Below are 26,236 nucleotides of genomic sequence, written 5' to 3' on the forward strand. Positions count from 1 at the left end.
ACTCGGCACCGCCTCCGCACCGCCTCCGCACCGCCTCCGCACCGTCCCGGCACCCCGCAGGGCTGTCGCGCATACCTGAGGCAATCTGGCAGATGAAATTGTTGACAATCTTGTCGGGTTGGTTCTAGGTTCGACAGGCACTCGTTCAGGGAGGGCGACGATGCCGAACGGCGCAGGTCGGAGCACCGGAGAGCAGGCCGGGCACGGTGTGACGCGCGCCGGGCAAGGGCGGCATCGGCCGACGGGAGGCACAGAGGCGTCGGCGGCGGTCCCTGAACGCGCACCCGGCCGTGACCGAGGCGATCAGGGCCGGGGACCCGCGCCGGCGGCCGAGGCGGCCGTCCGCGCCCACCTCGCCGGCGTGATCGAGGCGCTGCGCGCCTGACGCGACCTGCGGCGGGCGCGTACCTGTCCAACCAAGGAGATCTCAGCAATGACGCATGGCCATGCGCCCGCCACCCCACGATCCACGCTCGTCATCACCGCGCACGCGGGGGACTTCGTGTGGCGTGCGGGGGGAGCCATCGCCCTGGCCGCCTCCCGCGGAGAGAAGGTCACGATCGCGTGCCTGACCTACGGCGAGCGCGGTGAGTCCGCCAAGGCGTGGCGCGAGGGCAAGAAGCTGGAGGAGATCAAGGCGATACGCCGGGAGGAGGCGGAGAAGGCCGCCGCCACCCTCGGCGCCGAGGTCGTCTTCTTCGACGCCGGCGACTACCCGCTGCTGCCCACGCCCGAGCTGACCGACCGGCTGGTGGCCGTCTACCGCGCCACCCAGCCCGACGTCGTGCTCACCCACCCGCTGGAAGACCCCTACAACGGCGACCACCCCGCCGCGGCCCGCATGGCCCTCGACGCCCGGGTGCTCGCCCAGGCCATCGGCTACCCGGCGGACGGCGAGATCATCGGCGCCCCGCCGGTCTTCTTCTTCGAGCCCCACCAGCCCGAGATGTGCGGCTTCACACCCGAGGTGCTCCTCGACATCACCGACGTGTGGGAGACCAAGCGCAAGGCCATGGAGTGCCTGGCCGCGCAGAGGCACCTGTGGGACTACTACACCGACCTCGCCGTCCGCCGCGGAGTCCAGCTCAAGCGCAACGCCGGCCCCAACCTGGGCCTGCCGCACCGGACGTACGCCGAGGCCTACATGCGTCCCTACCCGCAGGTCACAGGGGAGCTGGCATGAGCGGCGTGATCGTCACCGACCCGCCGAAGGCGGACGCCGAAGACGTCGGGGCACTCGCCGGACACGGCGTGGCCACCGTGCACGAGGCGATGGGCCGCACCGGCCTGCTCCCCGGCCGGCTGCGCCCGATCCAGCAGGGCACCCGCGTGGCGGGCACCGCGGTCACCGTGCTCTCCTGGCCCGGTGACAACCTCATGATCCACGCAGCGGTGGAGCAGTGCGGTGACGGGGACATCCTGGTCGTCGCGACCACCTCGCCCTCCACCGACGGCATGTTCGGCGAGCTGTTCGCCACCGCGCTGGCGAGGCGCGGCGTGCGCGGCCTGGTCATCGACGCGGGCGTCCGCGACACCGCCGAGCTGCGTGCGATGGGCTTCCCGGTGTGGGCCGCCGCCGTCTGCGCGCAGGGCACCGTGAAGGCGACCGGAGGGTCCGTCAACGTGCCGGTCGCGATCGGCGGCCAGGTGGTCCGGCCCGGCGACGTGATCCTCGCCGACGACGACGGCGTGGTGGTCGTGCCCCGCGAGCACGCCCGCCGGGTGGCCGAGGCGTCGAAGGCCCGGGAGAGCAAGGAGGCCGCCTCCCGCGCCGCCTTCCTCGAAGGACAGCTGGGCCTGGACCGCTACGGGCTGCGCGACACCCTCGCCCGCCTGGGCGTGACCTACCGGTCCCATGACGAACACGCGCGGGACGAGGGAGCCGGATCGTGACGGGGCTCGGGGAGGTGCGCTGCATGCTGATGCGCGGCGGCACCTCCAAGGGCGCCTACTTCCTGGCCGGGGACCTGCCGGCCGACGCCGCCGAACGCGACGACCTGCTGCTGCGCGTCATGGGCAGCCCCGACCCGCGCCAGATCGACGGCCTGGGCGGTGCGCACCCCCTGACCAGCAAGGTGGCCGTGATCTCCGCATCGGGCGACGCGGAGGCGGACGTCGACTACCTCTTCCTCCAGGTCGCCGTCGACAGGCCCGAGGTGACCGACCGGCAGAACTGCGGCAACATCCTGGCCGGCGTCGGCCCCTTCGCCGTGGAACGCGGACTCGTCGCCCCAGGGGACGGCGAGGCATCCGTACGGATCCGCATGCTCAACACCGGGGAGCGCGCCGTCGCGAGGTTCCCCACCCCCGGGGGACGGGTCGACTACACCGGTGGTGCCGAGATCTCCGGCGTCCCGGGGACCGCCGCCCCCGTGCTGATCGAGTTCCCGCCGGGCGACAGCCCTCTGCTGCCCACCGGGAACGCCCGCGACACGATCGCGGGTACGCCGGTGACGTGCGTGGACAACGGCATGCCGACCGTACTGATCGCCGCGGCCTCCCTGAAGGTCACCGGATACGAGGACCCCGGGGACCTCGAAGAGGACCTCGCCCTGGCCGGCCGGCTGCACGAGATCCGGCTGGCGGCGGGCCGGCTGATGGGCCTGGGCGACGTCGAGGGCACGACCGTGCCCAAGCTCAGCCTGCTGGCGCCGCCACTCGGCGGCGGCGCCGTCATGACCCGCACCTTCATCCCGGTGCGCTGCCACACCTCCATCGGCGTCCTGGGCGCCGCGAGCGTGGCGGCGGGGCTGCGCGTCCCCGGGGGTGTGGGTGAGGGGATCGCGCGGCTTCCCGCCCGGGACGGACGCACCCGCATCGAACACCCCAGCGGATTCCTGGACCTCGACATCCGGGTCGATCCCGGCTCCGGCGGGGCCCCGCCGGTGGTACGGCGCACCGCCGTCGTGCGCACCGCGCGGAAGATCTTCGACGGCACCGTCTTCGTCCGGCACCCCGGGCTCCCGGCCGCGCCCGGGCAGGGGGGACCTCCGGCCACCGCACCCACTCCCGCACCAAGCCACTAAGGAGGAGCCGATCATGACTCCGCCCCTCGGGGACATCGCCCACCTCGGGCACGTCGAACTGCTGACCCCGGACCTGGACCGCAGCCTGGCGTTCTTCACCGACTACCTGGGCCTGACGGTCAACGGGCAGGACGGCGACTCCGTCTACCTGCGGACCTGGGACGATTACGAGCACCACAGCCTGGTCCTGACCGCGCACGAGACCTCGGGCATCCGCCGTACGGCGCTGCGGACCTCCAGCGAGGAGGCCCTGCGGCGCAGGGTCGGGGAACTGGACGCGGCCGGCCGGCCGGGCCGCTGGACCGAGGACGAGCCGGGCCTCGGCCCGGTGTACGTCACCACCGACCCGGACGGCCACGAGTTCGCCCTGTACTGGGAGTCCGAGTGGTACCAGTGCCCGGAGGAGCTCAGACCGGGCCTGAAGAACCAGCCCCAGGCCAAGCCGGGCCACGGCGTGGGGGTACGGCGGCTGGACCATGTGAACTTCCTCGCCTCCGACGTCGCCGCCAACGCCGACTTCCAGCAGCAGGTCCTCGGCGCCCGCCCGACCGAGCAGATCAGGCTCGACAGCGGGAAGATCGCGGCCAAGTGGCTGACGTTCACGAACAAGTCGTACGACCTCGTCTACACCGAGGACTGGACCGGCTCGCGCGGCCGGCTGCACCACGTCGCGTTCGCGACGGACACCCGCGAGGACATCCTGCGCGCCGCGGACCTGGCCCTGGACACCGGGGTGTTCATCGAGACGGGCCCGCACAAGCACGCGATCCAGCAGACGTTCTTCCTGTACGTCTACGAGCCGGGCGGCAACCGCATCGAGCTGTGCAATCCGCTCACCCGCCTGGTCCTGGCCCCGGACTGGCCGCTGATCACCTGGACCGAGAACGAGCGGGCCAAGGGTCAGGCGTGGGGCCTGAAGACCATCGAGTCCTTCCACACCCATGGCACGCCACCGGTCGCCTGAATCCGGCACTACAGGGGGTGGGCGGCGCCCCGCGGGGCGCCGCCCACCCCCTGTGCCGTCCGCGGGTTCGCCCGTACAGGCGCCGTCGAACCGACGGCGCACAGATCGTTGCTTAGATCGTTGACGAAACGCGCTGATGACGGCCCACCACGCCGGCGGCATCCTCTCCGCCTACCTGGCCAAGTGGTCGGTGGAGCCCGCCGGCTAGCGTGCCGCCTTCTGGGTCTGTGCCGCCCCGCTGCTCTTCGTGCCGGTGCTCGCCAAGGTGCTGTACTGGGTGGCCTCCTTCGGGGGTCTGCTGCTCGTCTACGGTGTCGCCACCTGGCTGCCCACCCTGATGCGCGGCGAGGGACACAACCTCGGCTCCGCCCTGACCTTCGTCGTGCTGTTCAACGTGCGCTCGTCCCGGCGGTCCACGGCCGCCGGAGTGCCGCGGGAACTGATCGCCTCCCGCTGACCACGGCGGCCCCGTGCCGCCGCCACCCCGGGCGCCCGGAAGGCGCTGCCGCGAGGACGCGGCGGGACGCCTTCCGTTCCGTACGGCGGTGGCCGGCGGCGCACGGACCCCGGCCGGTGCGGGCTCAGGGCCGCCCGTCGTCCCCCTCGGCGCCGTCGCGCGCCCCGCCCTCCCGCAGCAGCCGTCCGAGCGAGCGGGCGTCCTGCTCGGACAGCGCGGAGACGAAGTGCGCGAGCACCGCCTCGTGGTCGTGGCCGCGCTCCAGTAGCGTGTGCATCTGCTCGGCGGTGTGGGCCGCCTCCTCCCGGGCGGGCTCGTAGGCGTACCCGCGGCCCTCGCGGTAGCGGACCAGCAGGCCCTTGTCGTACAGCCGGGACAGGATCGTCAGCACGGTCGTGTACGCGAGGTCTCCCGGCAGCCGGTCCCGGACCTGCCGCGCCGTCAGCGGCCCGTCGGCCGCCCAGAGCGCGCCGAGCACCCCGCTCTCCAGTTCGCCGCGCGCCCGCCGGCCGGATGCCGGACCGGCTTCGCCGTTCGTGGGGTCGTGCACCGTTCGGCTCCCCTCGCCGGTCGGCTTCCCAGGCTACCGACAAGCTACTACGGTCTGTAGAGGACGTGACGCGCCCTCATGCCGCCCGGGCGGAACGGTCGGGGAGGCCGGTCCGGGCGGGGGATTTTACTTGAGTAAGGCAAGTATATGGTAGCGTGGCGGGTATGCCCACCGCACAGCCGCCCCCAGGCCCCGCCTCCCCGGAAGTGATCGAGATCGAGCGCGCGCTCAACCGCATCACCTACCTGAGTACCCGGGCCCGGCATCACGACCGGCTGATGGCCATGGCCGGAGTGCCGCTGGATCGCGCGGCCGTCGCGCTGCTGCGGCAGATCGCCGACTCCGAGCCGCTGCGCCCGGGGGAGCTGGCCCACCGGCTCGGCGTCGAGGCCTCCCATGTGACCCGCCAGGTGCAGCAGCTGCAGCGGGACGGCTACGTCACACGCGCACCCGACCCCGACGACCGCCGCGCCCAGCGCATCGAGATCACCCCGCGCGGCCGGGAAGCCATCGACCGCATCCGCGACGTCGGCGTGCGCGGCATGCAGGTGGCCCTGTCCGCGTGGTCGTCCGGGGAACTCCGCCAGCTTGCCACCCTCTTCCACCGCATGGTCGACGACTTCCTTGCCCACGCCGCCGACGACGCCCAGGAGCCCCTCACGGCGGCACGCCCGGAGTCCTGAACGCATCGGCGAGAGCCCCCCACCCCGCCGTCAGCCGGACGTGGCGAGGAACTGCGTCGCGGCCAGCTCCGCGTACAACGGGTCCGCGGCGACCAGTTCGCGGTGCGTGCCGACCGCACGGACACGACCCGCGTCCATCACCACGATCCGGTCCGCCATCGTCACGGTCGACAGCCGGTGCGCGACCACCAGAACCGTCGTCGACCGCGCGACATCCGCGACCGTGTCCCGCAGCGCCGCCTCGTTGACCGCGTCGAGCTGCGAGGTCGCCTCGTCGAGGAGCAGCAGACGCGGGCGGCGCAGCAACGCGCGAGCGATCGCCACCCGCTGGCGCTCACCGCCCGAGAGCTTGGTCCCGCGATGCCCGACCAGGGTGTCGAGCCCCTGCGGCAGCCGCTCCACCAGACCGTCGAGGCGCGTCGTCTTGAGCACGTCCAGCACCGCGGCGTCGTCCGCCTCCGGATCGCCGAGGAGCAGGTTGTCGCGCAGGGATCCGGACAGCACCGGCGCGTCCTGCTCCACATAGCCGATGGAGGAGCGCAGACGGGACAGCTCCCAGCCGGCCACATCACGGCCGTCGAGCGTGATGGTGCCGGACTCGGGCTCGTAGAACCGCTCGATCAGCGAGAACACGGTCGTCTTGCCCGCGCCCGAGGGGCCGACGAACGCGGTCATGCCCTGGGCCGGCACTGCGAAGGTCACGCCGTGGTGCACGTACGGCAGGTCGTCGGCGTACCGGAAGCGGACGTTCTCGAAGGCGAGGGCGGCCGGTCGCGCGCCGGGTGACGGCAACGGCGCGGGCAGGGCGGCCGGTTCGGCGGGCAGCCGCATCGCCTCCTGGATGCGGGCGAGCGCGGCGGCGCCCGTCTGGTACTGGGTGAGCGCGCCGACCACCTGCTGGATCGGCGACATCAGATAGAAGACGTAGAGCAGGAAGGCGACCAGGGTGCCCACGTCGATGGCCCCGGTCGCGACCCGGGCGCCGCCCACCGCCAGCACGGTGATGAAGGCGAGCTGCATCGCGAGTCCCGCCGTGTTGCCCGCCGCGGCCGACCACTTCGCGGCCCGTACGCTCTGCCGCCACGACTCCTCGGCCGCCGCGTGGACGCGTTCCTCCTCGCGGTGCTCCGCACCCGATGCCTTCACCGTGCGCAGCGCGCCGAGGACCCGCTCCAAAGACGCGCCCATCGCCCCCACCGCGTCCTGGGCCTGGCGGCTGGCCCGGTTGATACGGGGCACGATCACACCGAGTACGGTGCCGGCGACCAGGATCACGGCGAGCGTGACACCCAGCAGCACCACGTCGACCAGACCCATCATCACCACCGTCGCCACCAGCGTCAGCCCACCGGTCGCGAGGCCGACCAGCGAGTCGGTGGTGACCTCCCGCAGCAGCGTGGTGTCGGAGGTGACACGGGCCATCAGATCGCCGGGTTCGGTGCGGTCCGCGGCCGATATCCGCAGCCGCAGCAGATACGACGACAGGGCGCGCCGCGCACCGAGCACCACCGACTCGGCGGTGCGCCGCAGCACGTACGAACCCAGTGCGCCCACCGCCGCGTTGGCGACCACCAGCGCCGACATGCCGAGCAGCGCCCAGGTGATGGGCCGGTCGTGCCCCAGATCGTCGATCAGCGCGCGGGCCACCAGCGGCAGCAGGAGCCCCGTCGCGCCGGTGACCAGCGCAAGCAACCCGCCCGCGAACAGCGCCCACCGGTGCGGTCGTACGTATCCGAGGAGCAGGCGCCACGCGGGCGGCGTGGACTGCGGCTGTGCTTCCGTCTCTGCGATGGTCACGGCATTCCTTGCGGGGTAGGGGCGTTCAGCCTACGTCGGCACGGCGAACCGATCTCATGTCGGTGGCGCGGAATACGTGCGCACGACCTCATGGGCGCGCAGGATCATGGGTGCGGGCCGCCGTGGTCCGCACCGGGCGCGCGAGGCGCCCCCACCACCGACGGAAGGCAGCAGCACCATGGCGCAGGAAGTACGCGGCGTGATCGCCCCTGGCAAGGGCCGGCCGGTGCGGGTCGAGACGATCGTCGTACCGGACCCGGGTCCCGGTGAGGCGGTGGTGCAGGTCCAGGCATGCGGTGTGTGCCACACCGACCTGCACTACAAGCAGGGCGGCATCAGCGACGACTTCCCGTTCCTGCTCGGGCACGAGGCGTCCGGGATCGTGGAGGCGGTGGGGGAGGGCGTCACCGAGGTGGCGCCGGGCGACTTCGTGGTCCTCAACTGGCGGGCGGTGTGCGGGCAGTGCCGGGCCTGCCGGCGGGGCCGGCCCTGGTACTGCTTCGACACGCACAACGCGCGGCAGAAGATGACCCTCGCCGCCACCGGCGAGGAGCTGTCCCCCGCCCTCGGCATCGGCGCCTTCGCGGACAAGACGCTGGTCGCCGCCGGGCAGTGCACCAAGGTCGACCCGTCCGTCTCCCCGGCCGTGGCGGGGCTCCTGGGCTGCGGCGTCATGGCGGGCCTCGGCGCGGCGGTCAACACCGGGAACGTCGGCCGGGGCGACTCGGTCGCGGTCATCGGGTGCGGCGGCGTGGGCGGTGCGGCGATCGCCGGGGCGAATCTGGCCGGCGCGGCGAGGATCATCGCGGTGGACGTCGACGACCGCAAGCTGACCACCGCCAGGGAGCTGGGCGCCACCCACACCGTCAACGCGAAGGACGGCGATCCGGTCGCGGCGATCCGCGAGCTGACCGGCGGTTTCGGTGCCGACGTGGTGATCGAGGCGGTCGGCCGCCCGGAGACGTACAAGCAGGCGTTCTACGCCCGGGATCTGGCCGGCACGGTGGTCCTGGTGGGCGTGCCCACCCCGGAGATGAAGCTGGAGCTGCCGCTGCTGGACGTCTTCGGGCGCGGCGGCGCGCTCAAGTCGTCCTGGTACGGCGACTGCCTGCCCTCGCGCGACTTCCCGATGCTGATCGACCTGCATCTCCAGGGACGCCTGGACCTGCAGAAGTTCGTCACCGAGACCATCGCCCTCGACGAGGTCGAGAAGGCCTTCGAGCGGATGCACCACGGCGACGTGCTGCGCTCGGTGGTGGTGCTGTGATGACCACGCGCATCGACCACCTGGTCACCTCCGGCACCTTCTCCCTGGACGGCGGCACCTGGGACGTCGACAACAACGTGTGGATCGTCGGCGACGACCACGAGGCCATCGTCATCGACGCCGCCCACGACCCCGACGCGATCGCCGAGGCCGTCGGCGATCGGCGGCTGCGCGCCATCGTGTGCACCCACGCCCACAACGACCACATCGACGCCGCGCCCGCCCTCGCCGACCGGACCGGCGCGACGATCTGGCTCCATCCCGACGACCTGTCGCTGTGGAAGCAGACTCACCCCGACCGCCTGCCCGACAACTGGCTGGAGGACGGCCAGGTCATCGAGACGGCAGGCACGAATCTGACCGTCCTGCACACCCCGGGCCACTCCTTCGGGGCGGTCTGCCTCTACGACCCGGGCCTGGGCACGGTCTTCACGGGCGACACCCTCTTCCACGGCGGCCCGGGGGCGACCGGTCGCTCGTACTCCCACTTCCCGACGATCATCGCCTCGATCCGTGACCGGCTGCTGACCCTCCCGCCCGGGACGGTGGTCCGCACGGGCCATGGTGAGACCACGACCATCGGCGCCGAGGCACCGCACCTCGACGAGTGGATCGCGCGAGGCCACTGACCCGACGGCGCGCCTGCTCACCGGAGGCGAAAAGGCGACGGAAGATGTCCGGCTTCCGCGAGATCGTCGGCACAGACGGTGCCACGAACGCGGAGGTCGGACATGCCGAGGTCACTGAAGGGCAAGGTCGCACTGGTCGCCGGGGCGACACGGGGAGCCGGCCGGGGGATCGCCGTGGAACTGGGCGCGGCCGGAGCCACGGTGTACGCGACCGGGCGCAGCACGCGCGAGCGGCGCTCGGAGTACGACCGGCCCGAGACCATCGAGGACACCGCCGAGCTGGTGACCGCGGCCGGCGGGCGCGGTATCGCCGTACCCACCGACCACCTGGTCCCCGCCGAGGTACGCGCCCTGGTGGACCGCATCGCGGACGAACAGGGGCGCCTCGACATCCTGGTGAACGACATCTGGGGCGCCGAGAAGCTCTTCGAGTGGGACCGCCCCGTGTGGGAGCACGACCTGGACGACGGGCTGCGCCTGCTGCGGCTCGCCGTCGACACCCACGCCGTCACCAGCCACTGCGCGCTGCCCCTGCTGCTGCGCCACCCCGGTGGCCTGGTCGTCGAGATGACCGACGGAACGGCCGAGTACAACCGCGACACCTACCGGGTCTCCTTCTTCTACGACCTGGCGAAGGCGGCCGTGCTGCGGATGGCGTTCGCCCTCGGCCACGAGCTGGGCCCGCGCGGCGCCACCGCGGTCGCCCTGACCCCCGGCTGGCTGCGCTCGGAGCTGATGCTCGACCTGTTCGGGGTGGGGGAGGAGAACTGGCGCGACGCCCTGGACCGCGTACCGCACTTCTGCATCTCCGAAAGCCCCTTCTACGCCGGCCGGGCCGTCGCCGCGCTGGCCGCCGACCCCGACGTCGCCCGCTGGAACGGCACCTCCCTCTCCAGCGGGCAGCTCGCCCGGGTGTACGGCTTCACGGACCGCGACGGCAGCCGCCCCGACGCCTGGCGCTATCTCGTCGAGGTACAGGACACGGGCAGGCCGGCGGACGCGACCGGGTATCGCTGACCGGCGCCCGCGAGCCTTTGGTCTTCGGGTAGCGCGGCATCCGAGGTGGGCAGGGATCACCTCGTCGGGGGCCCACGGCGTCACCGCGCGGACCGTGAGCGGTCAGGTCCGGGCGGCCGGCACCCGGCCCCACCCCCCGAGTGAAAGCAGGAGTCCCATGGAGTACGTGAAGCTCGGTCCGACGGGTCTTGACGTGTCCCGGATCTGCCTGGGCTGCATGAGTTTCGGCCTCCCCGACCGCGGCACGCACACCTGGAGCCTCGACGAGGAGGCGTCCCGCCCGCTGATCCGCCGGGCGCTCGACGCCGGCGTCAACTTCTTCGACACCGCCAACGTCTACTCGGACGGCACGAGTGAGGAGATCGTCGGCCGGGTGCTCGCGGCGGACGCCCGCCGCGACGAGATCGTGCTGGCGACGAAGGTGCACGGCAGGATGCGGCCCGGGCCCAACGGCGGCGGTCTGTCCCGCAAGGCGATCATGGCGGAGATCGACCACAGCCTGCGCCGCCTCGGCACCGACTACGTCGACCTGTACCAGATCCACCGCTGGGACCCCCTCACTCCGGTCGAGGAGACGATGGAGGCCCTGCACGACGTGGTCAAGGCGGGCAAGGCCCGCTACATCGGGGCGAGTTCGATGTACGCCTGGCAGTTCTCCAAGGCGCAGTACACGGCCCGGCTCGGCGGCTGGACGCGGTTCGTGTCCATGCAGAACCACTACAACCTCCTCTACCGCGAGGAGGAGCGCGAGATGCTGCCGCTGTGCGCGGACCAGGGCGTCGGCGTCCTGCCCTGGAGCCCGCTCGCCCGCGGGCGGCTGACCCGGGACTGGGACGACACCACTGAGCGCAGCCGCACCGACGAATTCGGCAGGCGGCTCTACCGGGAGGCCGACCGGGCCGTCGTCGACGCCCTGGCCGCGGTCGCCGCCGAACGGGGCGTCGCGCGGGCCCGAGTCGCGCTCGCCTGGCTGCTGCGGCAGAGCACCGTGGCCGCGCCCATCGTCGGCGTCACCAAGCCCCACCACATCGACGACGCGGTCGCCGCGGTCGACATCGACCTCACCGACAAGGAGATCCAGACGCTTCAGGAGCCGTACACGCCGCACGCCGTCAGCGGCCACTGACACCCCGCCGAGACGCTTCGGGGCGGTACGGGTTCCACGGGTCGCTACGACGCGTCCGCACCGCCCCCGAGCGCACCGGGAGCCGGGGCCGCCCCGCACGGAACCCGCCGGCCCCGGCCGGAGTGTCCCCCGAAACGGGGAACGCGCCGTGCCCGGAACGGGGAAAGAAGAGAGAAGGCGCGGGGAAAGAAGAGAGAAGCCCTGTGCCGCCGTTCGAAGGCGCCCGGCGTGGGCGGCGAGTTGCAAGGAGTATGAACATGGTGATCTTCCGGCGCGGCGCTGCGGGCCCGGAACCCGGCGGCGCCGCATCCTTCCTGACGGCGCGACGCATGGTGCCGGCCCTGGGCGCCGTCGCCGCACTGAGCCTGCTCACCGCCTGCGGCGGCGACCACGGTGCCTCGGGCGGCCCCGAGAAGCCGCCCGGGACGGCCCGGCCCCCGAGCGGGCCCACGGCCGGCGACGGCACCGCGACGACGGGCACGTCCGCCGCCCCCACGACCTCGGGCGGCTCCTCGACCACGTCCTCCGCGGCCGCCACCGGGAGCGGCGGCACGGGCACCCGCTGCCACACCTCCGACCTGCGCGCCACCGTCGGCGCCAACAACCCGGGGGCCGGGCAGGAGAACTTCCCCCTCGTCCTGACCAACCGCTCCGGCCGCACCTGCACGATCACCGGTTACCCGGGCGCCGCCTTCGTCGACGCCTCCGGCAAGCAGCTGGGGCCGGACCCCCGGCGCAGTTCCGGCACCCGCACGAAGGTCACGCTGGCGCCGGGCCAGAGCGCCTGGGCGGGCCTGACCTTCTCCAACCCGGAGGTCAGCGGCGCCAGGACGGCCTCGCCCACCTCCCTCCTCATCACACCGCCGGACGAGAGGTCGTCCTTGAAGGTGACCTGGGCGGGCGGAGCGGTGCCCGTGTCGGGCAACTCCTCCTCGGTGTTCCTGACGGTCTTCGGCGCGGGCACCGGAGCCTGACACCCTGCCGCACGACCGGCGCAGTAGCGTCGGCGGCATGGATCACACGAGGCGTTTCGAGGGGTACGGAGTTCTGGTCACGGGCGCGGCGCGCGGCATCGGCGCCGCCACCGCCCGGCGTCTCGCCGAGGAGGGCGCCCGCGTCCTCGTCACCGACGTGGACGGGGCGCAGGCCGAGAAGACCGCGCGTGCGATACGGGAACTGGGCGCGCCGGCCGAGGCGTTCGGGTGCGACGTCGCGGACCGCGCGTCCGTGGAGGCGGCCGTGGCCCGCGCGGTGGACGCCTTCGGCGCGCTGGACGTGCTCGTCAACAACGCGTACGGCTGTACCCCGGACGCGCCGCTCTTCGAGGACGAGCCCGACGATGGGTGGGCCCGGGACATCGATCTCACCCTCACCGGCGCGTACCGCTGCAGCCGGGCGGCCCTCCCGCACCTCGTGGCCTCCGGCCGCGGCGCCATCGTCAACATCGGCTCGGTGAACGGCATCCAGGACTTCGGCAACCATGCCTACAGCGCCGCCAAGGCGGGCCTCATGTCCCTCACCCGCACCCTGGCCGGGCACGCGGCCGCGCGCGGGGTCCGCGTCAACCTCGTGGCGCCGGGCACGGTCCGCACCTCCGCATGGCGGGGCCGTGACGCCGACCTCGCCGCGGTGAGCGAGCTGTACCCACTGGGCCGGGTCGGTGAACCGGAGGACATCGCGGCGGCCGTCGCGTTCCTCGCTTCCCGTGACGCGGTGTGGATCACGGGCACCACGCTGTGCGTCGACGGCGGCCTGCTCGCCGTGAACACGGGGTTCCGGCAGAAGGTGGCTCAGCGCGGGGCGACGCGGGAGGCGCCGTAGGGCCGGCGCCCACGTCACCGCCGCCGGTGGCGCGCCGGGCGGCGCGACCGTCGGCTCTGCACGGGGGCCGGGCGTCGTCGCATCTTCCATCGGCCGTGAAGAGGGAGCCCGGGCGCATCCCGTTGCCCGGCATGCACATGATCTTGGTAAGAACCGCCCACCGGAATCCGCCGGATACCGCACGGAGCCACGCCCCGCACGGTTCCACCGAAGACCGTCCCGGGCCCGTCGGCCCGGTGCGGGGAGGGGCGGCCGACACGGCGTGGCTCTCGCTGCCCCCGGGGGCCCGGTGCCCATGCTGACGTGGGCGGAAGCACCCTCCGGGTACCGGCCGGCGGGCCGGGGGACGGACACCGCGGGGACGCCCGGCACCCGTCGTCCCCGCCCTCGCGCCGCCCTCCCCGTACCGTGGCCTGCGCACGCCGGGCGCGTGTCGTGCGTGGCCCTGGCCCCTGTGCCGTCACGTAGCGTGGAAGGGCGGACGGGCGCACCGCCCCGGCCGCGGCTGCGGGCGCGGCCCGAACCCCGATCGATGTAGGGTCTTGGTCCCGTGCTGAACCGGGCGCACCCTGTCCACGGGATGCCCTCGCGGGCGCCGCACAGCCGCGGCGGTGACGGGGCGGTCGTCCGGAGAGTCGGAATCCGAGACGAGAGGTGGCCGTGTCGATCGATATCCCCGAGTCAGGCGGGGCGGAGCCGGACATCAGCGTCGTCGTCATCGTCTACAACGATGCCCGGCGCCTCCCGGTGGCCGTACGCTCCGTGCTCGACCAGACGTTGCGTGGCGTGGAAGTGGTCATCGCCGACGACTGCTCGACCGACGGGTCGTACGATGTGGCGCGATCGCTCGCCGCCGCCCACCCGGGCCGTGTGCGGGCCATCCAGCTGCCCGAGAACAGCGGCGGCTGCGGAGAGCCCCGCAACCAGGGCGTGGCCGTGGCGCGCGGACGCTACGTCATGTTCCTGGACAGCGACGACACCCTTGAGCCCAACGCGTGCCGCAACATGCTGGAGGCGGCCGACCGCACCGGCGCCGATCTCGTGTCGGGACTGTGCGTCCGGGTGTACACCGACAGCAGACACGACAAGCGGACCCCCTGGTACCCCTGGCTGTACCGGAGCACGCGCACCGTCGAGTCGATCGCCGAACTGCCGGACCTCTTCGTCTTCGACACCCTCTCGACCAACAAGTGCTACCGGCGCGACTTCCTGGTCGAGAACGACCTGACCTTCCCTCGGGGCATCCACTACGAGGACCTGCTGTTCTCGGCGCGGGCCTACCTCGCGGCAGGGCGGATCACCCTGATCCCCAACACGGTGTACTTCTGGAACGTGGTCCAGAAGACCACGGCCAAGTCGATCAGCAACCGGCGCCACGAGATCAACAACTTCAGCGACCGGCTGGAGATCCACCGCCGTATCGACGCCGTGCTGGAGCGGCGCGGCCTCGACGGGCTGAAGCTGCACAAGGACATCAAGTTCCTCAAGCACGATCTCGTCCTGTACCTGCGCGACCTGCCGTTCCTCGACGACGACTACCGGCACCGGTTCGCGGAGCTGGCCCGCGGCTACGTCCAGGACTTCCCGGAAGCGGCGTACGACCGGCTGGACCGGGTGCACGCCATCTGCGCCTACCTGCTGCTGCGGGAGGACTGGGACAACCTGATGCCCGCCGTCGACACGCTGATCAACCGGGACAAGGTCTCGGCACCGCTCACCGAGCGCGACGGCCGCGTCTACTGGTGCGAGCAGCACCTGGACGATCCGAAGGCGCGCGACATCATGGACGTCACCGGCCTCGGCTACCACGGCAGATCCCTGGACCGGATGTTCCTGCGCAACCTGCTCACCGGATACGCCGTCCGGGGGGACCTGGTGGTGCTCGAAGGGGCGGTGGTCAACCCGCTGCACACCGTCCCCGAGGACGCGAGCCTCACCGCCGAGCTGGAGTTCCGGGCCCGCCGCCGCAGCCTGCAGACCTTCCGGTTCCCGGTGCGGACGGTGCGTCACGAGGGCGACACCATCGCCTGGCAGGCCGCCGTCCCGCTGCCGGGCGGGCTGCGGCCCCTGGGCGTCGTCGACGAGGTGTGGGACGTCCGGCTGCACCTGACGGCGGACGGGAAGGGGACCACGACACGGATCACGGCCGGCCGTGTCGACCTGGAGAACGCCGCGTCCGTGCCCGTACGCCCCCGGCTCAGCCGGTTCGTGGCGGACCGGCTCCAACCGCAGGTCTCCGCCAAGGGACATCTGGCCTTCCGGCTCACGCAGCAGGGCCCGGCGGCCCGGCGCGGGCGGGCCGTCGTGGACCGCAACCTGCACGGCTCCGCGGCCAGGAGCGCCAAGGGCGCCTACCGTGCGCTGCGGGCCGTGCGCAGGGAACTGGCCTCCGGCCGGCGCAAGGTCCAGGGCTACCACCGCATGCTGAAGGTGCTCCCCGTCCGCAAGGGCACCGTCGTCTTCGAGAGCCACCTCGGCAAGCAGTACAGCGACAGCCCGCGGGCCGTCTACGAGGAGATGCGGCGCCGTCGGCTGCCCGTCACCGCCGTCTGGGCGTACGCGGGCGCCCGGCCCGAGGGCTTCCCGCAGGACGTCGAACTCGTCCGCCGGTGGTCCTGGCGCTATCTGAGGGCGCTGGCCCAGGCCGAGTTCTGGATCGACAACCAGGGCTTCCCCCTCAAGCTGGCCAAACGCCCGGGGACCACCTACATCCAGACGTGGCACGGCTCGGCGTTGAAGAGGATGGGCTTCGACGAGCCCGCCCACCGGGTGATGTCCGAGCAGGAACAGCGTTCCTACCAGCGGGCGCTGGACCGCTTCGACCACTTCGTGGTGCGCAGTGAGCACGACGTCCGCACCCTCGCCCGGGCCTACCGCATTCCCGAGGAGAAGCTGCTGCGCACGGGTTATCCCCGCAACGACGCCCTGGTACGGGCGGCCAGGGACCCCCAGGCGTCCGAGCCGGCCCTGCGACTGCTCGCCGAGCGCCTCGGCATCCGCCAGGACCGGCGCGTGGTGCTGTACGCGCCCACGTTCCGCGCCCGGCCCGACGGGGGCGTACGGGACTTCGCGTTCCCCTTCGACGTGGAGCGCTTCGCCGACGTGTTCGGGGACCGCCTCACGCTGCTGGTCCGTTCCCACTACCTCAACCGGGTCAGTCTCCCGCCGTCGGTGGCGGGCCGCGTGATCGATGTGACGGGCGAACCGGACATCACTCCGCTCCTGCTGCTGTCCGACGCCCTGGTCACCGACTACTCGTCCGTGATGTTCGACTATGCGCTGCTGCGACGGCCGCTCGTGTTCTACGCGTACGACTGGGAGGAGTACTCCGAGGACATGCGCGGGACGTACTTCGACCTCCTGGAGGAGGCCCCGGGCCCGGTCGCGCGCACCGAGGACGAACTCTTCGCCGCGCTGTCCGACCTGGGGACCGTCGGCACCCAGTACGAGGCGCGGCTCAAGGAGTTCGTGGACAAGTACGGCGAGTACGACCGCGGGGACGCGGCGGCTCGCATCGTGGACCGCTTCTTCGGCCCGGCGGGAGGGACTCGATGACGCAGCGTGAGATCTTCTTCGTCGCCAACGAGGTCAACGAACTCGGGGGCGTGGGCCGCTGGCAGGAGCAGATGGCCCGGCTGCTGGCCGGGCGCGGCCACCGGGTCACGATCATCGGCATCGCCCCGCCGGAGGTGCCGATGGACCTCGGCGAGAACCCGCCGTTCGAGACGCTGACCCTGTACGACCGGCGGCCCCCGGGCCGTCGCCGGCCGCGCGTCCCGCTGGGCCGGTTCGATCCGTCCGTCCGCCGGCAGGAGGCGGACATGCGGCGGGCCGCGGAGCGGCTGTCCCGGGCGTTCCGAGCCGCGGGGCCCGGTGCCGTGATCATCGTGACCCAGGTGTGGGCGATGGAGTGGGTGGTGCTCGCGGACACCGCCGGGCACCCGGTCATCGGCATGAGCCACGAGTCCTTCGAGGCATCCCGCCGCTCGTCGCGCTTCGAGCGTGTGCTCCGGTACTACAAGGACGTGGACCGGTTGCTGCTGCTGACCCAGGAGGACGCCGACGGCTGGGTGGGCGCAGGTCTCAACAACGTCGGTTTCCTGCCGAATCCGCTGCCGGTGACGCCCGGAGCGCCCTCACCGCGCACGGAGAAGGCGGTGGTCAGCATCGGACGGCTCAGCCATGCGAAGGGCGTGGACCTGCTGCTGGACGTCTGGGCGGAGGCGGCGCCGCGGCAGCCCGGCTGGATCCTGCGCATCTACGGCGCCGGGGACTACGAGGCCGAACTGCGGCAGCGGTGCACGGAACTCGGCCTGGACGGCTCGGTGGAGTGGGCGGGGCAGACCGACGACGTGATCGGTGCGCTCAGGCGGGCGTCCGTGTTCGTCCAGTCCTCGCGCGGGGAGGGTTTCCCGCTCGTCCTCCTCGAGGCGATGGCCTGCGGTGTGCCGTGTGCCGCGTTCGACTGCTCCCCCGGCGTGCGCGAGATCGTCAGGGACGGCGAGGACGGTCTGCTGGCCCGGCACGGCAACACCACGGAACTCGCCCGGCTGCTGGTCCGGTTGATGTCCGACGAGAACCTGCGCGACACGATGGGGGAGCGGGCGCGGGAGAACGTGCAGCGCTTCGCCCCCGATGTGATCACCCGCCGGTGGGAGGAGCTCTTCGACTTCCTGGAGCGCTGAGCGCCGCCCCCTGTCATGACGACGTGGGGGGACGGCCGTCCCGGGGACACGACGATGCCGGTTCGCGCCCGAGGGCACGAACCGGCACACAGCGCTGGTCACACGGCGCCGTTACCGCCCGCGGAACCCTCCGTCGAAGAAGTAGCCGCGGTCGCCGTTGAAGTAGCCACCGTAGCCACCGTGGTCCCGGAAGCCGAAGTCGTAGTTGTTGAAGTATCCGTGGTCGCGGAAGTCGCGGTAGTAACCGTGGTCACGGAAGTCGTACCGGAAGTGCCGGTGGTCGCCGAAGCGGTAGCAGCCGTCCCGATAGCCGTGGTCGTAGCGCCAGTCCCAGCACCGGTAGTCCCGGTAGTACCCGCGGTCGTGGTCCCCGTGGCCGTTGTTGGTCTGAACCGAGGTGGGTGCGACCGAGGGAGTGCTCGCCATCGCGACACCGCTGCTCGCCGCGCCGGCCAGCAGCATCGTGCCGGCGATCAGTGCGACCCTGCGTCGGACGATCGTCATTGCGTTTCTCCTTCGTCTGACGGGCGCGGAAGCCCTCTTTCATCCCGTTGATGTCAGCCTGCGGCAGGGCCGCTGAGAGGAGGCTGAGAGAGGTGGCCGCCCCGGTCGCGGTCCGCGCCGCGGCCGTCACCGGGTGTGCTCGACGCGCGGTCCGGGCCGGGTCTCCGTAGGGTGGATCAAGAGGACGACCATGCGAGTGCTGGTGATCGAGGACGAACGGGGGCTCGCCGAGGCGATAGCCCAGGGGCTCGCCGAGGAGGGCTTCGTCGCCGATGTCGCCCATGACGGCGTCGACGGGCTGTGGCGTGCCGCCAACGAACCGCACGACGCGATCGTGCTCGACCTGATGCTGCCCGGCATGTCCGGATACGAGGTGCTGAAGCGCATGCGCGCGGCCGACGTGTGGGCGCCCGTGCTCATCCTCACCGCGAAGGACGGCGAGTACGACGAGGCGGACGCCCTCGACCTCGGCGCCGACGACTATCTGAGCAAGCCCTTCTCCTATGTGGTGCTCGTGGCCCATCTGCGCGCTCTGCTGCGCCGCGGCGCGCCCGCCAGGCCCGCGGTGCTCGAGGCCGGCGACCTCGCCCTGGACCCGGCCTGCCGTCGCTGCCACCGCGCGGGGCAGGAGATCTCCCTGACCGCCCGCGAATTCACTCTTCTGGAGTACCTGCTCCGGCACTCCGACGAGGTCATCAGCAAGACGGACATCCTCGACCACGTCTGGGAGGAGAACTTCGACGGCGACACCAACATCGTCGAGGTCTACGTCGGCTATCTGCGGCGCAAGATCGACGCCCCCTTCGGCCGCCGGACGATCGAGACGGTCCGCGGCGCCGGCTACCGGCTGCGCGGCAGCGGGAGGTGACGCCGTGCGCATGCCCGTACCCGCGTGGTGGGCCAGGCGCTCCCTGCGGCTGCGGCTGACCGCCGCGGCCGCGCTGGTGATCGCGCTGGCACTGGTGGGTGCGGCGTCCCTGCTGGCCGGCTGGCTGCGCTCCAGCCTGATCGGCGCGCTCGACCAGACCGCGCTGCAGCGGGCCCAGGTCATCGCGGCGAGCATCGACAGCGGCGGCCTCGCCCGCACCCTGCCGGCCTCCGACAGCGGCGACAGCGCCGTCCAGGTCGTGGGTGCCGACCGGGCCGTGCGGTCCAGCTCGGCGAACCTGGCGGGCGAGCCCGCGCTGTTCTCCTTCGCCCCCGTCTCCTCCGCCACGTCCGGGGCCCACACCGTGCACGGGCTGCCCCTGGACGAGGCGGGCACCTGGCGTGCGGTGGGCGTCACCGCCGGCAAGCGCGGCAACCCCTTGACGGTGTACGTCGCCGTCCCCACCGCGGCCGTGGACCACAACCTGTCGGAACTCACCCTGGGCCTCACCGTCGCCGTGCCAGCGGCCGTCGCCCTGCTCACCGGGGCCGTCTGGCTGCTGACCGGCCGGGCCCTGCGGCCCGTGGAGGCCATGCGCGCCCAGGCCGCCGAGATCACCGTCTACGACCTGGGCCGCCGTCTGGACGTACCGCCCGCCGACGACGCCCTGGGGCGGCTGGCGCGGACGCTCAACGACCTGCTCGCCCGGCTGGATGTCTCGGCGCAGCGGCAGCGGCAGTTCATCGCCGACGCGGCACACGAACTGCGCAGCCCCCTCAGCAGCCTGCACACCCAGCTGGAGGTGGCGGTCCGCCATCCCGGGGCCGCGGACTGGAGCACACGTGGTCCCGCGCTCCTCGAGGAGAGCGAGCGGCTGTCCACGCTCGTCGACGGGCTCGTCCGCCTGGCCCGCCTCGACGCGCGGCCCCGGCTGCGCAGGCGCCCGGTGGACCTGGACGAGATCGTCTTCCAGGAGGTCCGCAGCGCCCGTCGGCACACCTGCCTCGAGATCGACCAGCACGCCGTCGGCGCGGCCCGTGTGCACGGGGACGCGGACGCGCTGGCCCGCGTCGTACGCAATCTGCTGGACAACGCCATCCGGTACGCGGTGGCCCGGATCCAGGTGAGCCTGCGGGTCCGTGACCGCACCGCGTGCCTGACGGTCGCCGACGACGGTCCCGGCATCCCGCCGGCCGACCGGCGCCGTGTCTTCGACCGCTTCACCCGCCTTGACGGGGCGCGGGCCCGGGACACCGGCGGAAGCGGTCTGGGGCTGGCGATCGTCCACGACGTCGTCGCCGCCCACCATGGCCATGTCCGCATCGAGGACAACGGGCCGGGTGCCCGCATCGTGGTCCACATCCCGACCACCGAGCCCTGACCGCGCCCGCGTCGCGCCGTACGCCCCTGCCGGCCGGGCGGGGTGGAATGTCACGTTTTGGTCGCGGTGTGGACGGGGCTGCAACCCTCCGGCGCCGAGGGTGGTCTACCTGGCAGGACAAGTGCCACGTACGGTGAGCATCCGGCACAGGAGCCCGTACCGGAGACGAAAGGTCCGCCATGGGGGACATACGCAGACGGGGAGCCGTCGCACTCGGGGTCACCGCACTCGTGACACCGCTCACGCTCGCGCTCGGCGCCGCGCCCGCGGGTGCCGCGAGCTGCACCACGCAGACCGGGCCGTACCAGAAGAAGGTCGAGAAGTTCCTCGGCCGGCCGGTCGACGGCAAACAGTCCGCCGCCGACTGCAAGGCGATCCGGGCCTTCCAGAGCAAGCACGGCATCACCCCGGCCATCGGCTACGCGGGCCCCGTGACCTGGGGGGTGATGGACCTGATGAACAAGCAGAGGGCCGTCGGGACGAACCCGAACAAGGGCGGCGCGTGCCCCGTCAACAAGGGGCGGATCGCCTGTGTCAACCTCACGCTGCAGCTGAGCTGGATCCAGGACGGCAAGCGACTCGTCTACGGCCCCGTACCGGTCCGCACCGGCCGTGACGGGTATGAGACCCGCACCGGCCTGAAGAGGATCTACTGGCGGGACATCGACCACGTGTCGACCATCTACAACGTGCCCATGCCCTACAGCCAGTTCTTCGACGGCGGCCAGGCGTTCCACTCGGTGGGGGTCAGCATGTGGAACCCGCCGGGTTCGCACGGCTGCGTCAACATGACCAAGACCGCCGCCAAGAAGTACTGGTCGCTGTTGAAGACCGGCGACGACGCGTTCGTCTACGGCCGCAAGCCCGGCACCTGAGGCGCGTACGGCCCGGCCGTCCCGTCAACGGCCGGGCCGGGCGCCCGGAGTGCACAACCGCACGATCACCGCATCGCGGACGGGGCCCGGCCGCGATGCGGCTCGGCGGATGTGGGAGGGCCGGCCCTTTCCCGTGATCCGCGACCGGCGCGGAGTGATCAGCTTCACGGTCCGCAATGCCGGAAGGCGCCCGGTTCATCACATCGTCTTCACGGCATGCTGCGTATGCTTCACAACATGTCCACCACTCCCGAACCCGCAGTGGAACGCTCCGCCGACGAGGTCAACGAGGAGATCCGGGCCCTGTGGTTCCGCAGCGGTGGGACGCTGAGCATGGAGGAGCGGCGCGAGTACCAGCGACTCGTCATGGAATGGGCGGCCGCCTCCCCGCGCCCCACGAAGGCGGCCTGATCCCTGATCAGCCCCATGTGCCGGAGTAGGCGCGGCGGTAGGCGTTGCGTTCCTGCTCCGTGCGGATGTACCGGGTGGCCGCCAGGGCGACGAGGCTGCCGGCGATGACCAGCAGGCCGGGTCCGATGTTCCGCGGGTCGCCGAGCCGTGACAGGAGGCCGCCGGAGGCGCCGGCGGTGCCGACCTGCTGCACGGCGCCGGGAGCGGCCGACCCCGGGGCCGCCGGCCCGGGCGCGATGGCCGCACCCTGCGACGCCGGGGCGGACGGGGAGCCGGCCGCGGATGTCGCGGCGGGCGCCCCGGCAGACGCCGGCGGCTGCCCCGTCAGCCGCACCCCGAGCGCGGACATCGCCTTCGTCGCCGGCTGGAAGAACGTCGTACCGCCCGTCCGGCAGTTGCCGCTGCCGCCCGAGGTCACCCCGAGCGCGATGCCCTCGGAGAACAACGGGCCGCCACTGTCGCCCGGTTCGGCGCACACCGTGGTCTGGACGAGGCCGGTGACCGCGCCCTCGGGGTAGTTGACCGTCGCGTCGAGCGCGGTGACCTCGCCGTCGTGCAGACCGCTGGTGCTGCCGCTGCGGAAGACCCTCTGCCCGACCACCGGGTCTCCGACCGCCGTGATGCGCACCCCGCGCCCGCCGCCGATGGCGACGACGTTCTCCCCGGTGCTCGCCTGCCCGTTCTCGTACCGGATGAGCGAGAAGTCGCCGTCGCCCGGGAACTCCGAGGTGACCGTGCGGCCGATCTGGGTGCGGCCCGTGTTGTCGGAGAACCACAGCGAGCCGCCGGGCCCGCAGTGTCCGGCGGTGAGGATGAACTCGCTCGTGCCGTTGGTCACGTTGAAGCCCGCCGAGCAGCGGCCGCCCGTCGAGAAGATCGGCTGGGCGCCGTTCACCCGGGTCGTGAACCTGCCCTGGATCCGCTCCATCCGGACGAAGTCGCCGATCCCGTCGCCGAGTTCCGTCATGCGGGACCAGTCGGAGGCGGAGACGGTGCTGTCGCCCTCCACCACCACCTGGTTGGTCCGGTAGTCCACGACCCAGGCGGTACCGGCCACCCGGGGGGCCGAACTCAGGCTCTTCGTGGCCGACTTGAGCTGCTCCATGCTGTGACGGACCATCTTGGGCCGGGCCCCGGCCGCCGTCACCTGGGCGGCCGCGGCCTCGTCGGTCACGGCGACGACCGGTTTCCCGTCCGACGCGAGCCAACTGCCCGCCGTGCGCGAGGTCCCGAGCCGCGACACCAGCGCGGAACCCGTGCGGGAGGCGGCCTGGGCGGACGTACCGTCGGGGGTCTGCGCGCCGGACGGTTCGCCGGCCAGGGCCTGAGTGACCATCAGACCACCCAGGAGCACTCCGCCGAGGGCCGCGATCCGCGCTCCCCGCCGGACGATCCGTCGTCGTGCATGCCTCATCCATGGCTCCCGAACCCCGAACAGCACGGCGTCACCACCGCGGGACGCTCCGGTCGTCGAGCGCCCTTCCTCCATACGTGCGTCCGCGCCGGGGTGTTCACCGGCGTGCCGCGGACGTCACGAGGCCGGTGCCGGCGCGGGGCCGCGCAGCGCCGTGCCGCTGCGCTCGTCGCCCCACACGGAGTCCTCCTCGACGTAGGGCCGCAGCAGTGCGGTGAGCACCCGGTCGCCGCGGCCGTTCAGCTGGTCCGAGGCGATCCTGCGCGCGGTCCCGGCGAGGAAGTCGGCGAGCTGTACCCGAGGGTCGAGGCGCGAGTCGACGAGCCGGAGCCCGGCGAGCCCGGCCGTCTCCTCGATCCGGGCGATGCGCCGTGCGGTGAGCAGGTTCTGCTCGTCGTGGACCAGAACGACGCGGTCACCGCCCGCGCTTCAGTGCGCCGCGGTGCGCACGATCGCCGGCACCAGCGGATTGAGCGCGGGAACGTCCGCCGCGTCCCCGGGGATCCCCTCCCGGTACGCGATGGCCCGGTCCCGTGCCCGGCCCAGCCGGGTGAGGATCTCTCCCACCTCGCCGCGCGGGGCCGTCCGGAGTATCGCGTCGACCGCGTCGAGGAACGCGTCGACGGCAGCCCCCGGTTCGCCGTCGCTGCGCACACGCATCAGCCCGTTGGCCGCCTCCAGAAAGTCCCGCCACCGCTCGGACCCGACACGGGCGGGCCCCCGGCGGTACAGGACGAGGGCCGGCGCGGGGTCGCCGAGCAGCCACTCCAGCACCGACCGGTGTTTCTCCCGCAGCAGATGGGTCGCCTTGTACTCCTCCGCGGGGGACCGGATCCGGTCGCGGATCTCCTGGACGTGGGCGGCCGCCGACGCGAGGGGCAGATGCACGCCGGCGTGGGCGAAGACGTCGGTGTTCCCGCCGGTGAGGTTCTCGCCGTCGGATCCCGACTCGTCGCAGGCGACTTCGATCAGCCGTCCGGCCGTACCCGAGCGGGCCGAGCCTCCACGATTCCAGGTCACCGCCTCGCCCCCTGCCCTGTGCCCCAGGGGGATCATCCCGCATCCGGCCACCGGTGAACCGCGCGAATGCCCGCGGGTCCTGTCATGGGCACGCGACCCGGCTGCCATGATGGGCGCATGCGCGTGCTGATGCCGGTGCCCGACCACGACTTCGACGTCACCGAGGTGGCGGTTCCCTGGCGGCTGCTGACCGACGCCGGCCACGAGGTCGTTTTCGCCACCGAGCGGGCCGGCACCCGTCCCGCCGCCGATCCCCGACTGCTGACGGGCGTGCTGTTCGGGCGGCTCGGCGCCGAGCCCGAACCGCGGCGGTTCTACGAACAGCTCACGGCTGCACCGGAGTTCTCGGCCACGGTGTCCTGGGACTCCCTGGACGTGACAAGGTTCGACGGGCTGCTCCTGCCGGGCGGGCACGCGCCCGGGATGCGCCAGTACCTGGAGTCCGCGGCACTGCAGCGGCAGGTCGCGCGGTTCTGGGCGCTGGAGCGGCCGGTCGGCGCGATCTGCCACGGCGTGCTGGTCCTCGCCCGGACCCGCGACGCCGGCACCGGCCGCAGCGTGCTCGCCGGGCACAGGACGACCTGTCTGCCGAAGTACATGGAACGCACCGCGTACCTCGCCACGGCCTGGCGCCTCGGCCGCTACTACCGCACCTATCCGGCCTACGTGGAGGACGAGGTGCGCTCGGCGCTCAGCGACCCGGACACGCTGTTCGAACGCGGGCCGCGGGAACTCACCCGGCGCGGCACCGCCGAGGACGACACGCATGCGTTCGTTGCCGAGGACGGCCGTTATGTCTCGGCGCGCTGGCCCGGGGACGCGTATCTCTTCGCACGGCGGTTCCTCGCGCTGCTGCGGGGATGAAGACCCGGCCATTCGTGTGTACCGGCGAGTAACTGTCTACCAATCAGTAACCTTTCCGTGGTCCGTCGTCCATGCTTAGGCATGAGCATGCCCAGTGCGGCGGGGGTGCGACGCCCTCGCCGCTTTCACATGAGAGAAGGGACGGGTATGACAGGACGTGGTGTGGGGCGCCGGATCGGCGCGGTCTCGGCGGTCGTGGCGCTGGGGATCGGTGGCACGTTCACCGCCGCGCAGACCGCCTCCGCGGCTCCGGCCGCGACCACCGCGAGCGTGGCCGCGGTACAGGCGTCCGGGGTCGACTACGCCACCTGGCAGGCGGACGTGAAGGCGGTCATCGACCAGGCGCAGCCCTACGTCGAGCAGCGCACCGCGAACGCGGCCGGGCAGCAACTCGCGATCGTCTTCGACATCGACAACACCGCGCTGGAGACGGACTTCCACCCGTGGTACGCGCTGCCCACCCCGGCCGTGCAGCCGTCCCTGCAGCTGGCGCAGTACGCGAAGTCCCGCGGTGTCGCCGTCTTCTTCGTCACCGCGCGCCCCGGCATCATCGAGGCCGAGACCAAGTGGAACCTCAAGACCGTGGGCTACCCGGTCGACGGCCTGTACGTGCGTGACCTGCCGGATCTGTTCGACGAGGTCAGCGAGTACAAGACGGGCAAGCGCGCGGAGATCGAGGCGCGCGGCTACACGATCATCGCGAACGTCGGCAACAACGACTCCGACCTGGTCGGCGGTCACGCCGAGCGGACCTTCAAGCTGCCCGACTACGGCGGCCAGCTGTCCTGACGGTCCCCTCCGCGCGCCCGGCGCCGGCACGGGGCTCCGGCTCCGTGCCGGCGTCCGGGCGGGGGGTATGCTGCTGACCGAATATTCG

General features: G+C 72.4%; 24 protein-coding genes and 1 pseudogene. 20 read left to right on the forward strand and 5 right to left on the reverse strand.

Annotated features, from left to right (window positions below; translation table 11 throughout):
• The first annotated feature begins 433 nt into the window (after positions 1–433).
• The 5 genes from ACZ79I_RS38430 (at position 434) to ACZ79I_RS38450 (ending at position 4,447) form a co-directional block, all read left to right on the forward strand.
• Positions 434–1,183, forward strand: coding sequence for a PIG-L deacetylase family protein (locus ACZ79I_RS38430; RefSeq protein WP_471504259.1), 750 nt, complete (start codon positions 434–436; stop codon positions 1,181–1,183).
• Entirely contained in the window at positions 1,180–1,893 is a 714-nt protein-coding gene (locus ACZ79I_RS38435; RefSeq protein WP_471504261.1) for a 4-carboxy-4-hydroxy-2-oxoadipate aldolase/oxaloacetate decarboxylase, read from the forward strand. The genes ACZ79I_RS38430 and ACZ79I_RS38435 overlap by 4 nt, the downstream gene beginning before the upstream one ends.
• Positions 1,890–3,026: a 4-oxalomesaconate tautomerase gene (locus tag ACZ79I_RS38440; RefSeq protein WP_471504263.1), complete on the forward strand. Its 1,137-nt coding sequence runs from the start codon at positions 1,890–1,892 to the stop codon at positions 3,024–3,026. The genes ACZ79I_RS38435 and ACZ79I_RS38440 overlap by 4 nt, the downstream gene beginning before the upstream one ends.
• 13 nt (positions 3,027–3,039) lie before the next feature.
• The gene (locus tag ACZ79I_RS38445) at positions 3,040–3,990 is read left to right on the forward strand and encodes a catechol 2,3-dioxygenase (protein WP_471504265.1); all 951 of its coding nucleotides are present in this window, start codon (positions 3,040–3,042) and stop codon (positions 3,988–3,990) included.
• A 247-nt stretch (positions 3,991–4,237) separates the two neighbouring features.
• Positions 4,238–4,447 carry a hypothetical protein gene (locus ACZ79I_RS38450; protein WP_471504267.1) on the forward strand — a complete coding sequence of 70 codons (210 nt, stop codon included), beginning with the start codon at positions 4,238–4,240 and terminating at the stop codon, positions 4,445–4,447.
• 124 nt (positions 4,448–4,571) lie between these two features.
• On the opposite strand, the gene ACZ79I_RS38455 is transcribed toward ACZ79I_RS38450, so the two are convergent.
• Positions 4,572–4,997, reverse strand: a complete 426-nt coding sequence (locus tag ACZ79I_RS38455) for a BlaI/MecI/CopY family transcriptional regulator (RefSeq protein WP_471504269.1) — start codon at positions 4,995–4,997, stop codon at positions 4,572–4,574.
• Positions 4,998–5,161: 164 nt separating this feature from the next.
• Here ACZ79I_RS38455 and ACZ79I_RS38460 point away from each other — a divergent pair, with 164 nt between their 5' ends.
• On the forward strand, positions 5,162–5,680 hold the full coding sequence (locus tag ACZ79I_RS38460; RefSeq protein ID WP_471504271.1) for a MarR family winged helix-turn-helix transcriptional regulator: 519 nt from the start codon (positions 5,162–5,164) through the stop codon (positions 5,678–5,680).
• Positions 5,681–5,710: 30 nt separating this feature from the next.
• Here ACZ79I_RS38460 and ACZ79I_RS38465 read toward each other — a convergent pair whose 3' ends face one another.
• On the reverse strand, positions 5,711–7,477 hold the full coding sequence (locus ACZ79I_RS38465) for an ABC transporter ATP-binding protein (RefSeq protein WP_471504273.1): 1,767 nt from the start codon (positions 7,475–7,477) through the stop codon (positions 5,711–5,713).
• Between the two features lie 178 nt (positions 7,478–7,655).
• Between ACZ79I_RS38465 and ACZ79I_RS38470 the strand changes: the two genes are divergently transcribed.
• The 8 genes from ACZ79I_RS38470 to ACZ79I_RS38505 all read left to right on the forward strand — a co-directional run bounded on the left by ACZ79I_RS38470 (position 7,656) and on the right by ACZ79I_RS38505 (position 18,022).
• Positions 7,656–8,744, forward strand: coding sequence for an S-(hydroxymethyl)mycothiol dehydrogenase (locus tag ACZ79I_RS38470; protein WP_471504276.1), 1,089 nt, complete (start codon positions 7,656–7,658; stop codon positions 8,742–8,744).
• Entirely contained in the window at positions 8,744–9,373 is a 630-nt protein-coding gene (locus tag ACZ79I_RS38475; protein WP_471504278.1) for an MBL fold metallo-hydrolase, read from the forward strand. The genes ACZ79I_RS38470 and ACZ79I_RS38475 overlap by 1 nt, the downstream gene beginning before the upstream one ends.
• A 102-nt stretch (positions 9,374–9,475) precedes the next feature.
• The gene (locus ACZ79I_RS38480; protein ID WP_471504279.1) at positions 9,476–10,390 is read left to right on the forward strand and encodes an SDR family oxidoreductase; all 915 of its coding nucleotides are present in this window, start codon (positions 9,476–9,478) and stop codon (positions 10,388–10,390) included.
• Between the two features lie 157 nt (positions 10,391–10,547).
• The gene (locus ACZ79I_RS38485) at positions 10,548–11,516 is read left to right on the forward strand and encodes an aldo/keto reductase (protein ID WP_471504280.1); all 969 of its coding nucleotides are present in this window, start codon (positions 10,548–10,550) and stop codon (positions 11,514–11,516) included.
• 257 nt (positions 11,517–11,773) lie between these two features.
• Positions 11,774–12,490 (forward strand): DUF4232 domain-containing protein, encoded by a 717-nt coding sequence (locus tag ACZ79I_RS38490; RefSeq protein ID WP_471504281.1) that lies wholly within the window; start codon positions 11,774–11,776, stop codon positions 12,488–12,490.
• A gap of 37 nt (positions 12,491–12,527) precedes the next feature.
• Positions 12,528–13,337, forward strand: coding sequence for an SDR family NAD(P)-dependent oxidoreductase (locus tag ACZ79I_RS38495; protein ID WP_471504284.1), 810 nt, complete (start codon positions 12,528–12,530; stop codon positions 13,335–13,337).
• A 660-nt stretch (positions 13,338–13,997) separates the two neighbouring features.
• Entirely contained in the window at positions 13,998–16,892 is a 2,895-nt protein-coding gene (locus ACZ79I_RS38500; RefSeq protein ID WP_471504288.1) for a bifunctional glycosyltransferase/CDP-glycerol:glycerophosphate glycerophosphotransferase, read from the forward strand.
• Positions 16,889–18,022, forward strand: a complete 1,134-nt coding sequence (locus ACZ79I_RS38505; RefSeq protein ID WP_471504293.1) for a glycosyltransferase — start codon at positions 16,889–16,891, stop codon at positions 18,020–18,022. The genes ACZ79I_RS38500 and ACZ79I_RS38505 overlap by 4 nt, the downstream gene beginning before the upstream one ends.
• 111 nt (positions 18,023–18,133) lie before the next feature.
• On the opposite strand, the gene ACZ79I_RS38510 is transcribed toward ACZ79I_RS38505, so the two are convergent.
• Entirely contained in the window at positions 18,134–18,526 is a 393-nt protein-coding gene (locus ACZ79I_RS38510) for a hypothetical protein (protein WP_471504297.1), read from the reverse strand.
• Positions 18,527–18,716: 190 nt separating this feature from the next.
• On the opposite strand from ACZ79I_RS38510, the gene ACZ79I_RS38515 reads away from it, so the two are divergent.
• From ACZ79I_RS38515 to ACZ79I_RS38530, 4 genes are all read left to right on the forward strand, one after another.
• A complete protein-coding gene (locus ACZ79I_RS38515; RefSeq protein WP_471504300.1) occupies positions 18,717–19,394 on the forward strand; it encodes a response regulator transcription factor in 678 nt (225 codons plus the stop codon).
• Between the two features lie 10 nt (positions 19,395–19,404).
• Complete coding sequence (locus ACZ79I_RS38520; protein ID WP_471504304.1) at positions 19,405–20,775, forward strand: sensor histidine kinase; 1,371 nt, start codon at positions 19,405–19,407, stop codon at positions 20,773–20,775.
• 179 nt (positions 20,776–20,954) lie between these two features.
• Positions 20,955–21,650, forward strand: coding sequence for a L,D-transpeptidase family protein (locus ACZ79I_RS38525; RefSeq protein ID WP_471504306.1), 696 nt, complete (start codon positions 20,955–20,957; stop codon positions 21,648–21,650).
• Between the two features lie 225 nt (positions 21,651–21,875).
• Positions 21,876–22,061: a hypothetical protein gene (locus tag ACZ79I_RS38530; protein ID WP_471505501.1), complete on the forward strand. Its 186-nt coding sequence runs from the start codon at positions 21,876–21,878 to the stop codon at positions 22,059–22,061.
• Positions 22,062–22,068: 7 nt separating this feature from the next.
• Here ACZ79I_RS38530 and ACZ79I_RS38535 read toward each other — a convergent pair whose 3' ends face one another.
• Complete coding sequence (locus ACZ79I_RS38535; protein ID WP_471504309.1) at positions 22,069–23,475, reverse strand: S1 family peptidase; 1,407 nt, start codon at positions 23,473–23,475, stop codon at positions 22,069–22,071.
• 117 nt (positions 23,476–23,592) lie between these two features.
• Positions 23,593–24,495 (reverse strand): annotated as a pseudogene (locus ACZ79I_RS38540) (DUF3800 domain-containing protein).
• Between the two features lie 117 nt (positions 24,496–24,612).
• Between ACZ79I_RS38540 and ACZ79I_RS38545 the strand changes: the two are divergent.
• Complete coding sequence (locus ACZ79I_RS38545) at positions 24,613–25,359, forward strand: type 1 glutamine amidotransferase domain-containing protein (RefSeq protein WP_471504311.1); 747 nt, start codon at positions 24,613–24,615, stop codon at positions 25,357–25,359.
• A gap of 147 nt (positions 25,360–25,506) precedes the next feature.
• Positions 25,507–26,148 (forward strand): HAD family acid phosphatase, encoded by a 642-nt coding sequence (locus ACZ79I_RS38550; protein ID WP_471504313.1) that lies wholly within the window; start codon positions 25,507–25,509, stop codon positions 26,146–26,148.
• Positions 26,149–26,236 lie beyond the last annotated feature (88 nt).

The organism is Streptomyces sp. PSU-S4-23 (assembly GCF_055632315.1).

Excerpts from the sequence above, each read along its gene's own strand:
- ACZ79I_RS38430 (WP_471504259.1), top strand. The coding sequence starts at position 434 with ATGACGCATGGCCATGCGCCCGCCACCCCACGATCCACGCTCGTCATC.
- ACZ79I_RS38485 (WP_471504280.1), top strand. The coding sequence starts at position 10,548 with ATGGAGTACGTGAAGCTCGGTCCGACGGGTCTTGACGTGTCCCGGATC.
- ACZ79I_RS38545 (WP_471504311.1), top strand. The coding sequence starts at position 24,613 with ATGCGCGTGCTGATGCCGGTGCCCGACCACGACTTCGACGTCACCGAG.
- ACZ79I_RS38510 (WP_471504297.1), bottom strand. The coding sequence starts at position 18,526 with ATGACGATCGTCCGACGCAGGGTCGCACTGATCGCCGGCACGATGCTG.
- ACZ79I_RS38550 (WP_471504313.1), top strand. The coding sequence starts at position 25,507 with ATGACAGGACGTGGTGTGGGGCGCCGGATCGGCGCGGTCTCGGCGGTC.
- ACZ79I_RS38475 (WP_471504278.1), top strand. The coding sequence starts at position 8,744 with ATGACCACGCGCATCGACCACCTGGTCACCTCCGGCACCTTCTCCCTG.
- ACZ79I_RS38435 (WP_471504261.1), top strand. The coding sequence starts at position 1,180 with ATGAGCGGCGTGATCGTCACCGACCCGCCGAAGGCGGACGCCGAAGAC.
- ACZ79I_RS38525 (WP_471504306.1), top strand. The coding sequence starts at position 20,955 with ATGGGGGACATACGCAGACGGGGAGCCGTCGCACTCGGGGTCACCGCA.
- ACZ79I_RS38505 (WP_471504293.1), top strand. The coding sequence starts at position 16,889 with ATGACGCAGCGTGAGATCTTCTTCGTCGCCAACGAGGTCAACGAACTC.
- ACZ79I_RS38520 (WP_471504304.1), top strand. The coding sequence starts at position 19,405 with ATGCCCGTACCCGCGTGGTGGGCCAGGCGCTCCCTGCGGCTGCGGCTG.
- ACZ79I_RS38495 (WP_471504284.1), top strand. The coding sequence starts at position 12,528 with ATGGATCACACGAGGCGTTTCGAGGGGTACGGAGTTCTGGTCACGGGC.
- ACZ79I_RS38490 (WP_471504281.1), top strand. The coding sequence starts at position 11,774 with ATGGTGATCTTCCGGCGCGGCGCTGCGGGCCCGGAACCCGGCGGCGCC.
- ACZ79I_RS38535 (WP_471504309.1), bottom strand. The coding sequence starts at position 23,475 with ATGAGGCATGCACGACGACGGATCGTCCGGCGGGGAGCGCGGATCGCG.
- ACZ79I_RS38445 (WP_471504265.1), top strand. The coding sequence starts at position 3,040 with ATGACTCCGCCCCTCGGGGACATCGCCCACCTCGGGCACGTCGAACTG.
- ACZ79I_RS38515 (WP_471504300.1), top strand. The coding sequence starts at position 18,717 with ATGCGAGTGCTGGTGATCGAGGACGAACGGGGGCTCGCCGAGGCGATA.
- ACZ79I_RS38480 (WP_471504279.1), top strand. The coding sequence starts at position 9,476 with ATGCCGAGGTCACTGAAGGGCAAGGTCGCACTGGTCGCCGGGGCGACA.
- ACZ79I_RS38470 (WP_471504276.1), top strand. The coding sequence starts at position 7,656 with ATGGCGCAGGAAGTACGCGGCGTGATCGCCCCTGGCAAGGGCCGGCCG.
- ACZ79I_RS38460 (WP_471504271.1), top strand. The coding sequence starts at position 5,162 with ATGCCCACCGCACAGCCGCCCCCAGGCCCCGCCTCCCCGGAAGTGATC.
- ACZ79I_RS38530 (WP_471505501.1), top strand. The coding sequence starts at position 21,876 with ATGCTTCACAACATGTCCACCACTCCCGAACCCGCAGTGGAACGCTCC.